This window comes from Micromonospora sp. S4605, from assembly GCF_003176715.1.
Taxonomy (GTDB): Bacteria; Actinomycetota; Actinomycetes; order Mycobacteriales; family Micromonosporaceae; genus Micromonospora; species Micromonospora echinaurantiaca.
Window position 1 is genome coordinate 1 of record NZ_QGSW01000103.1, and the last position, 9,047, is coordinate 9,047.

8 protein-coding genes and 1 rRNA gene are annotated in these 9,047 nt (G+C 73.4%); 4 read left to right on the forward strand and 5 right to left on the reverse strand.

Annotation, left to right across the window (positions count from 1 at the left end; genetic code table 11):
- The first annotated feature begins 107 nt into the window (after positions 1-107).
- Together DLJ47_RS06430 and sigJ are read left to right on the forward strand one after the other, a co-directional pair.
- On the forward strand, positions 108-548 hold the full coding sequence (locus tag DLJ47_RS06430; RefSeq protein WP_109899149.1) for a carboxymuconolactone decarboxylase family protein: 441 nt from the start codon (positions 108-110) through the stop codon (positions 546-548).
- Positions 545-1,423, forward strand: coding sequence for an RNA polymerase sigma factor SigJ (gene sigJ / locus DLJ47_RS06435; protein WP_233257687.1), 879 nt, complete (start codon positions 545-547; stop codon positions 1,421-1,423). The genes DLJ47_RS06430 and sigJ overlap by 4 nt, the downstream gene beginning before the upstream one ends.
- A gap of 34 nt (positions 1,424-1,457) precedes the next feature.
- On the opposite strand, the gene ndk is transcribed toward sigJ, so the two are convergent.
- On the reverse strand, positions 1,458-1,883 hold the full coding sequence (ndk, locus tag DLJ47_RS06440; RefSeq protein WP_109899150.1) for a nucleoside-diphosphate kinase: 426 nt from the start codon (positions 1,881-1,883) through the stop codon (positions 1,458-1,460).
- Between the two features lie 143 nt (positions 1,884-2,026).
- Here ndk and DLJ47_RS06445 point away from each other — a divergent pair, with 143 nt between their 5' ends.
- The gene (locus DLJ47_RS06445; RefSeq protein ID WP_109899151.1) at positions 2,027-3,313 is read left to right on the forward strand and encodes a VOC family protein; all 1,287 of its coding nucleotides are present in this window, start codon (positions 2,027-2,029) and stop codon (positions 3,311-3,313) included.
- Positions 3,314-3,340: 27 nt separating this feature from the next.
- Here DLJ47_RS06445 and DLJ47_RS06450 read toward each other — a convergent pair whose 3' ends face one another.
- The 3 genes from DLJ47_RS06450 to DLJ47_RS06460 are packed head-to-tail and all read right to left on the reverse strand — an operon-like array spanning position 3,341 to position 7,721.
- Positions 3,341-3,775, reverse strand: a complete 435-nt coding sequence (locus DLJ47_RS06450; RefSeq protein ID WP_199235725.1) for a DUF4233 domain-containing protein — start codon at positions 3,773-3,775, stop codon at positions 3,341-3,343.
- Positions 3,772-5,043: a bifunctional folylpolyglutamate synthase/dihydrofolate synthase gene (locus DLJ47_RS06455; protein WP_396774913.1), complete on the reverse strand. Its 1,272-nt coding sequence runs from the start codon at positions 5,041-5,043 to the stop codon at positions 3,772-3,774. The genes DLJ47_RS06450 and DLJ47_RS06455 overlap by 4 nt, the downstream gene beginning before the upstream one ends.
- Before the next feature lie 59 nt (positions 5,044-5,102).
- On the reverse strand, positions 5,103-7,721 hold the full coding sequence (locus tag DLJ47_RS06460; protein ID WP_109899153.1) for a valine--tRNA ligase: 2,619 nt from the start codon (positions 7,719-7,721) through the stop codon (positions 5,103-5,105).
- A 69-nt stretch (positions 7,722-7,790) separates the two neighbouring features.
- On the opposite strand from DLJ47_RS06460, the gene DLJ47_RS06465 reads away from it, so the two are divergent.
- Positions 7,791-8,471 (forward strand): hypothetical protein, encoded by a 681-nt coding sequence (locus DLJ47_RS06465; protein WP_109899154.1) that lies wholly within the window; start codon positions 7,791-7,793, stop codon positions 8,469-8,471.
- Positions 8,472-8,947: 476 nt separating this feature from the next.
- Here DLJ47_RS06465 and rrf read toward each other — a convergent pair.
- Positions 8,948-9,047 (reverse strand): 5S ribosomal RNA (gene rrf / locus DLJ47_RS06470); the annotation flags it as partial.

Consider the following 9,047-nt stretch of genomic DNA (forward strand, 5'->3'; position numbering starts at 1 on the left):
CCCCGCGCGGCGCGCCCGCCATGACCGGGATCACAGGCCCGACCGTCACGCCGCGCCCCCGCCGCGTCGTCGTGTCGGTGTCACACCACCGACCAGGGAGGTTTGTCATGCAGCGGATGGATGCGGCCGAGGTGGCGCCGGAGGCGTACCACGCCGTGCTGGGGCTGGAGAAGTACGTCCGGGCCAACGTCGAGCACACCGTGCTGGAGCTGGTCAAGATCCGGGCGTCGATGTTGAACGGCTGCGCGTTCTGCGTCGACATGCACAGCCGGGACGCCCTCGACGCGGGCGAGTCGACCCGCCGGCTGTTCGCGGTGGCGGCGTGGCGGGAGGCGCCGTTCTTCACCGAGCGGGAGCGCACCGCGCTCGCCCTCACCGACGCGGTCACCCGGCTCGGCGAGCACGGCGTGCCGGACGACGTCTGGGACGCCGCGGCGAAGGTGTGGTCGGAGCGGGAACTGGCCGACCTGGTCATGGCGATCGCCACAATCAACGTGTGGAACCGGATCGCCGTCACCACCCGGAAGCAGCCCCCGCTGACCGTGTGACCACGCTCGCAGCGCAGCAGGCGGCCGGTGCGCTCGAGGCGCACCGGCCGATGCTGCTCGGCCTCGCCTACCGCCTGCTCGGTAGCCGGCACGACGCGGAGGACGTGCTCCAGGACGCCTACCTGCGGTGGCTGGCCGTCGACCGGGCGGCGGTGGCCGAGCCGCGCCGGTACCTGTCCCGGGTGGTCACCCGGCTGGCCCTGGACCGGCTCCGGGCCCGGCAGGCCGCCCGGGAGGCGTACGTCGGCCCGTGGCTGCCCGAACCGGTGCCGACCGCGCCCTCGCCGTTCGGGCCGCTGGACCGCGCCGAGCAGCGCGACACGCTGGGCACCGCGCTGCTGCACCTGCTGGAACGGCTCAGCCCGCCGGAGCGGGCGGTCTACGTCCTGCACACCGCCTTCGAGCTGCCGTACGCCGAGATCGCGGAGATCCTGGACCGGTCGCCGGCGGACTGCCGGCAGCTGCACCACCGCGCGGTGGCCCGGATCGGGCAGGACCGGCGCCGGTTCACCGTCGACCGGGCCGAGCAGGAGCGGCTGCTGGACGCCTTCCTCGCCGCCGCCCGCGACGGCGACCTGGCGGCGCTGACCGGGCTGGTCGCCGCGGACGCCACCGCCTGGACCGACGGCGGCGGGCGGGTGAAGGCGGCCCGCAACCCGGTCACCGGCGCGGACCGGATCGCCCGCTTCTTCGCCGGCATCTACGGCGGCGTCCGGCTCTCGGTGCGCCGGCTGGAACTCAACGGCCAGCCGGCCGCGCTGGTCGTCCGCCCCGACGGCAGCCGGTACGCGCTCACCGTGTCCGCCGCCGGCGGTCGGATCACCGGGCTCTACGTGGTGGGCAACCCGGACAAGCTCCCGACCCTCACCGACTGAGCCCGGAGCCCGCACCGGCTCAGCCCAGCTCGCGTCAGCCCAGCTCGGGGAACCAGAGCGCGATCTCCCGCTTGGCGCTGTCCGGGGAGTCGGAGGCGTGCACCAGGTTCTCCCGGTTGGACAGGGAGAAGTCACCGCGGATGGTGCCGGCGGCCGCCTTGCGCCCGTCGGTCGCGCCGACCAGCCCGCGCACCACGTCGATGACCTGGTCGCCGGAGAGCACCAGGGCGACCAGCGGACCGCCGGTCATGAAGTCCTTCAGCGGTGGGTAGAACGGCTTGTCGACGTGCTCGGCGTAGTGCTCGTCGGCCAGCGCGGGGTCCATCGTCCGGGTCACCATCGCGTCGATCCGCAGGCCCTTGCGCTCGAAGCGGGAGATGACCTCGCCGACCAGCCCGCGGCGCACCGCGTCCGGCTTGATCAGTACGAGGGTGCGCTCATCCGGGCTGCTGCTGGACACGCTGGGTTCCTCCTGTGCGCGCAAGACCGTCCTGCTGGGTACGGTCAGCCTAGCGACCCGGTCCCGGCGCCGGCGCGGCGGCCGGTCTTTCCCCCGGCCACCGGTCCGGCCTAGCCTGGCCCTTGACCCCCGGGAGGTCCACAGTGGCGAATGGCGGGAACCGACCCATCGCGCCGGTACGCAAGCTGATCGCCGCGGTGCTCGGCACCGTGGCCACCTTCGTGATCCTCTTCGGCCTCGGCATGACCAGCTGGGCGATCGTGGCGCTCGGGGCGGCCCTGCTGGTGCTGGCCATCGCGCTGGCCACCGTGCGTGGCGGCGGGCGCACCTGGGTGGTCGGCGTCGGGCACGTGCACAGCGCCTCCGAGCCACCCACCCAGTACGCCTTCGGCCGCTGCGAGCTGCAACTGGTGATCGACGCCCCGGGCCTGCCGCCGCGCTCCAAGAAGATCATCGAGCCGCGGGTGCCGGTGGCCAAGTGGCCGTCGCTCGGTCAGGCCCTGCCGATCCGGGTGGCGCTGGACGACCAGCGGCACGTCCGGGTCCTCTGGGACGAGGTGCCCACGCACAGCGAGACCGCCGAGGCGGCCGCCGACCTCCCGCCCGAGTACGCCGGCGCCGAGCCGGTGGAGGAGGTGCTGATCCAGCAGGAGGCCCCGCCGTGGGCCGACCGGGCCCCGGAGGACGACCTGCGCGACGACCCGCGCGATCCGCTCGGGCCGGACCCGCTGGTCGACGAGCTCGGCCCGCCCGCCGACGAGCGCGAACCGGTGCGGATGCACCAGCGCCCCGGCGGCCCGGTGGTGCTGGAGGGCACCGTGGTGGAGCAGTCGACCGAGAGCGGCACGCTGCCCCGCCGGGCCACCCCGGCCCCGCGCCCGCCCGCCGAGGAGCGGTTCGACCCGCCCGCGGCGGAGCCGCTCGACCCGATCGACCTGCCGCTGGACGACCCGCTGCCGCCGCCCCGGCCGCGCACGGAGGCGGTCACCCCGGAGGAACTGGACGAGGCGATCTTCGGCTTCGACCCGGACGCCGCGGCTGCCGACCCGGCCGCGCCGATCAGCGGGGTCGGGCTCACCCTGCTGGTCACCGACCTGTCCCGCTCGCTGGCGTTCTACCGGGACGTGCTCGGCTTCACCGAGGTCGACCGGGGCAGCGGCAACGCCGTGCTCGCCTCCGGCGCGACCCGCCTGGTGCTGCGCGAGAACACCGAGGCGGCGGCGGTGAACCGGCGGGTGGTGCACGTCAACCTCGAGGTCGACGACATCCAGGCCGCGTACGACCGGATGCGCGACTCCGGCGTGCGGTTCACCTACGCGCCGAGGGTGGTCAACCGGGGCAGCAGGCTGGAGGTGTGGGCGGCCGCCTTCCGCGACCCGGACGGCCACGGCATCGCGCTGACCCAGTGGCGGGAACGCGCCGAGGCGTGAACCCCCGGCCGACCGGCCGGGCCGCGCTCAGCCGAGGATGACCCGGCGTACGTGCAGGGCGTACGCCCAGACCAGGGCGAAGATGACACCCAGCGCGAACAGCGACCAGTGCAGCAGCCCGGCCAGCATCAGCAGCCCCTGCAGGGCGGTGCCGGCGGGCCAGGCCCACGGTCGGCGCATCATGCCGGCCAGCACCACCGCCGCCACGGCCAGCGCCACCACCGCGCCGATCGCGGTGCCGCTCAGGTCGCCGCCGACCACCCGGATCGGCTGGATGGCGAGCAGCAGCACCAACGCCTCCAGGCTCAGCGTGCCGGCGCCCAGGCCGCGTACCGCCCGCTCCGGGTTCCGCAGCCCCGACCGCCGCGGTCCGCCCGCGGCGGGGCCGTCCGGGGCGGGGCCGTCCGGGGCGCCGGCCGGCTCGCCCGGCGCGTCCGCCCGCGGGTGCTCCGGGCCGGTCATCGCTTCAGCAGCCGGCGGGCGTCGGCCACGGTCACCACCGAACCGGTGATCAGTACGCCCACCCCGCTCAGCTCGCCCGGCACGTCCTCCTCGGCCAGCGCCACCGCCGCCTCGATCGCGTCCGGCATCTCCTCGGCCACCTCCACCCGGTCCGGGCCGAACACCTCGGCGGCCAATGCCGCCAACTCCCGGGCCGGCATCGCCCGCGGCGAGCTGTTCCGGGTCACCACCACCTGGTCGACCACCGGCTCCAGCAGCTCCAGCAGGCTGGCCGCGTCCTTGTCGGCGAGCACGCCGAGCACCGCGACCAGCTTGCTGAACGCGAACTCCTCCTGCAGCGCGGTGACCGTGGCGGCCATCCCCTGCGGGTTGTGCGCCCCGTCCAGCAGGATCGTCGGCGCGCTGCGGACCCGCTCCAGCCGCCCCGGCGAACTGGCCGCCGCGAACCCCTCGCGGACCGTCTCGACGTCCAGCTGCCGCCGCGCGCCGGCACCGAGGAACGCCTCGACGGCGGCGAGCGCCACCGCCGCGTTCTGCGCCTGGTGGGCGCCGTGCAGCGGGACGAACACCTCCTCGTAGACGCCGCCCAGGCCCTGCAGGGTGAGCACCTGGCCGCCGACGGCGACCGCCCGGCGAAGCACCCCGAACTCGGAGCCCTCGCGGGCGATGGTCGCGCCCACCTCGGCGCAGCGCTCCAGGATCGGGCGGGCCGCCTCCTCCTCCTGCGCCGCCGAGATGACCGTCGCGCCCTTGTGGATGATGCCGGCCTTGTGCAGGGCGATGTCCTCGACCGTGTCGCCGAGCCACTCCGTGTGGTCCAGCCCGATCGGCGTGATCACCGCGACTCCGGCCTGGATCACGTTCGTCGAGTCCTCGGCGCCGCCGAGACCCACCTCGACCACCGCCACGTCCACCGGGGCGTCGGCGAAGGTGGCGAACGCCAGCGCGGTGGTCATGTCGAAGTAGGTCAGCGGCTCGGCCGACCGCTCGTCCACCAGCCGGGCCAGCGGCTCGACCTCCCGGTACGTCGCGGTGAACCGCTCCTCGCTCACCGGCTCGCCGTCCAGGCTGATCCGCTCCCGGACGGTCTCCAGGTGCGGGCTGGTGTAGCGGCCGGTGTGCAGCCCGAACGCCCGCAGCAGCGAATCGATCATGCGGGCCGTGGAGGTCTTGCCGTTGGTCCCGGTCAGGTGGATCGCCGGGTAGGCCCGCTGCGGGTCGCCGAGCAGGTCGAGCAGGGACTGGATCCGGTCCAGCTCGAAGACCATCCGGGTGAACCCGCGGCCGGACAGTTCGGCCTCGACCTCGGCGAACGAGTCACGATCGGTCACGAGGAAAGCGCCTCCAGGGCCGCGTCGATCCGGGCCAGGTCGGCCTCGGCCACCGCGAGCCGGTCACGGATCTTGGTCACCACGGGCTCCGGTGCCTTGCCGACGAACGCCGGATTGTCCAGCTTGGCCCGGGCCTGCGCGGCCTCCTTCTCGGCCGCCGCGCGGTCCTTGGTCAGCCGGGCCCGCTCGGCGGCCACGTCGATGGAGCCCCGGGTGTCCAGGGCGACGTTCACCGAGCCGGGCATGGCCAGCGTGGCGCTGGCCTGGAAGGCGCCACCGGCCGCGTCCAGCCGGGCCAGCGACCGGATCAGCGGCTCGTGCGCCGCGATCCCGGCGGCGGCCAGGCCGTCGAGTCGGGCGGCGACCCGCTGGGTGGGGCGCAGGCCCTGGTCGGAACGGAACCGGCGGACCTCGGTGACCACCCGCTGCAGGGTGCCGACCTCGGCCTCGGCGGCGTCGTCGAACAGCGCCCGGTCGGCGGTCGGCCAGGCGGCGGTCATCACCGTCTCGCCGCCGGTCAGGGCGAGCCACAGCTCCTCGGTGACGAACGGGATGACCGGGTGCAGCAGCCGCAGCAGCTGGTCCAGCACGTGCCCGAGCACCCGGCGGGTGGCCTCGGCGGCCGGTCCCCCCTCGGCCAGCACCGGCTTGCTCAGCTCGACGTACCAGTCGCAGACGTCGTCCCAGGCGAAGTGGTACAGCAGGTCGCAGACCTTCGCGAACTCGTACGCCTCGAACTGCTCGTCGACCTCGGCGGTGACGTGCGCCAGCCGGGACAGGATCCACCGGTCGACCGTCGACAACGCCTCGGCGGCCGGCAGCGGCCCCCCGGTGTGCGCGCCGTTCATCAGCGCGAACCGGGTGGCGTTCCAGAGCTTGTTGCAGAAGTTGCGGGAGCCCTGGCACCACTCCTCGCTGACCGGCACGTCCTGGCCGGGGTTGGCGCCCCGGGCCAGGGTGAACCGGGTGGCGTCGGCGCCGAACCGGTCGATCCAGTCCAGCGGGTCGACCACGTTGCCGAACGACTTCGACATCTTCTTGCCGTGCTCGTCGCGGACCATGCCGTGCAGCGCCACCACGTCGAACGGCTGCACGCCGTCCATCGCGTAGAGGCCGAACATCATCATCCGGGCGACCCAGAAGAAGAGGATGTCGTAACCGGTGACCAGCACGCTGGTCGGGTAGAACTTGGCCAGGTCCGGGGTCCGCTCCGGCCAGCCCAGGGTGGAGAACGGCCACAGGCCGCTGGAGAACCAGGTGTCCAGGACGTCCTCGTCCTGCCGCCAGCCCTCGCCGCTCGGCGGCTCCTCGTCCGGGCCGACGCACACGATCTCGCCGTTCGGGCCGTACCAGACCGGGATGCGGTGGCCCCACCAGAGCTGGCGGGAGATGCACCAGTCGTGCATGTTGTCGACCCAGGCGAAGTAGCGCTTGGCCAGCTCGGCCGGCTCGATCTTCACCCGACCGTCGCGAACCGCGTCGCCGGCGGCCTGGGCGAGCGGCCCGGTGTTCACGAACCACTGCAGCGACAGCCGCGGCTCGACGGTGGTCTTGCACCGCGAGCAGTGCCCCACCGCGTGCAGGTACGGCCGCTTCTCCGCGACGATCAGGCCCTGCTCGCGCAGCGCGGCGACGATCGCCGGGCGCGCCTCGTACCGGTCCAGGCCCTGGAACGGGCCGGGCGCGGTGATGATCCCCCGCTCGTCCATGATTGTCAGGGCGGGCAGGTCGTGCCGCTGGCCGATCTCGAAGTCGTTCGGGTCGTGCGCCGGGGTCACCTTGACCATGCCGGTGCCGAAGCTCGGGTCGACGTGCTCGTCGGCGACGATCGGGATCCGCCGGTCGGTGAGCGGCAGCGCCACCTCCGTGCCGATCAGGTGCCGGTACCGCTCGTCCTCCGGGTGCACCGCGACCGCGGTGTCGCCGAGCATCGTCTCGGCCCGGGTGGTGGCCACCACGACCTCGTCGCTGTAGCGGATCGAGATGAGCTCGCCCTCGTCGTCGGTGTGCTCCACCTCGATGTCGGAGAGCGCGGTCAGGCAGCGCGGGCACCAGTTGATGATCCGGTTCGCCCGGTAGATGAGCCCGTCGTCGAAGAGCTTCTTGAACATGGTCTGCACGGCCCGGGACAGGCCCTCGTCCATGGTGAAGCGCTCCCGGTCCCAGTCGACCGCGTCGCCGAGGCGGCGCATCTGGCCGAGGATCGCGCCACCCGACTCGGCCTTCCACTGCCAGACCCGCTCGACGAACTTCTCCCGGCCCAGGTCGTGCCGGGACAACCCCTCGGTGGCGAGCTGCCGCTCCACCAGGTTCTGGGTGGCGATGCCGGCGTGGTCCATCCCGGGCAGCCAGAGCGCCTCGTAACCCTGCATGCGCTTGCGCCGGGTGAGGGCGTCCATCAGCGTGTGCTCGAACGCGTGGCCCATGTGCAGCGAGCCGGTGACGTTCGGCGGCGGGATGACGATGGTGAACGGGGGCTTGTCGCTCTCCGCCGACGCCCGGAAGTGGCCGGCGGCTACCCACTGCTCGTACCGTCGCTGCTCTACCTCGCCCGGCTGGTACTGGCCGGGCAGGGTCGGGGCGTCGGGGCGTCGGGCATCCAGTCTCTCGGTCACCCTGAAAGTCTACGGAGCGCTTCCGCGGACCTGACGTGCGCCACCGGTGCTTCGCGTACGGTGTCGGCTATGTCCGACGCACATCTCACCGAGCGCCCGGTCGACGACGGGCGGGAGCCCATCGACCTGACCGAGGAGCCCATCCAGCTGAGCAACCGGGACCAGGAGGCGACCGCCGAACGGCGGCCCCGGTCGCGACGCCGGCGGGTGCTGCTCGCGGCGCTGCTCGTCGCCGGCCTGGCCGGCGCCGGTGCGCTGGGCACGGCCGGCTGGCGGGTGGCCCAGCAGGAGGACACCGACTTGGCCACGCCGGAACGGGTGGCCGGCCTGACCCGGGACGACAGCGAGCGGGCCCGCAGCACCGCCGACTACCTGCGCAGCGGCTTCGCCGCCGACATCGACCTGGACCGCAGCTTCGGCACCGTCTACCGGGACCCGGCCGACGAGCGGAAGTCGGTGCTCATCTTCGGTGGCACCACGTTGCTCTGGCAGCCGGAACGCGACCTGGACACCCTCTTCGACCTGATGTCGGACGAGACCGGCAAGGTGACCGGGCTGCGGGAGGTGCCGGCGGGCCGGTTCGGCGGCGTGATGAAGTGCGGCAGCACCAGCGGCGAGGGCGGCGACTTCGCCATCTGCGGCTGGGCCGACCACGGCAGTGTGGTGATGGCGATGTTCCCGGGCCGCCCGGTCGACCAGTCCGGCGAGCTGCTCCGCAACATCCGCGACGAGGTCCAGACCCGCGACTGACGCGCCTTTCCGTGGCCGGTCCTGCCCGGGTGCGGGTCGGGTGCTTGCGGTGAGGCGTGGCGTCGTCGCTTGCGGCCGTAGGTGGCTGCGGTGCGGTGTGGTCCGCCGTGTCCGGCGTCTGGCGGTCAGGCTTGATCCCTGCGTCGGTCACGGCGGTCCCACACCCTCGTCGGGGTCCCGGTCCGCGGGGACTTGCGGGTGGCAGATGAGTGCCAGCGGCGCCCGAGCTTCGCCGGCGTGAGGGGGGTTCCCACCGACCGTGTTGGTGGTCGCCGGTTCGGGTCAACTCGACCGGTGACAGCAGCTGCAACCTTTAGGCCGCGCCATTCCGGCGGAGGGATCAAGCCTGACCGCCCGGAGCCGGGCACGGCGGGGCCACACCCAACCGCAACCAGCTCAGAAGCCGGCGGGCGAAAATTGGGGGTGGAATGCATTCAGGGCCACCCCCGGTGGGGGGTGGCCCTGAATGGAAGATTGTCCGGCGGTGTCCTACTCTCCCACACCCTCACGAGTGCAGTACCATCGGCGCTGGAGGGCTTAGCTTCCGGGTTCGGAATGTGACCGGGCGTTTCCCCT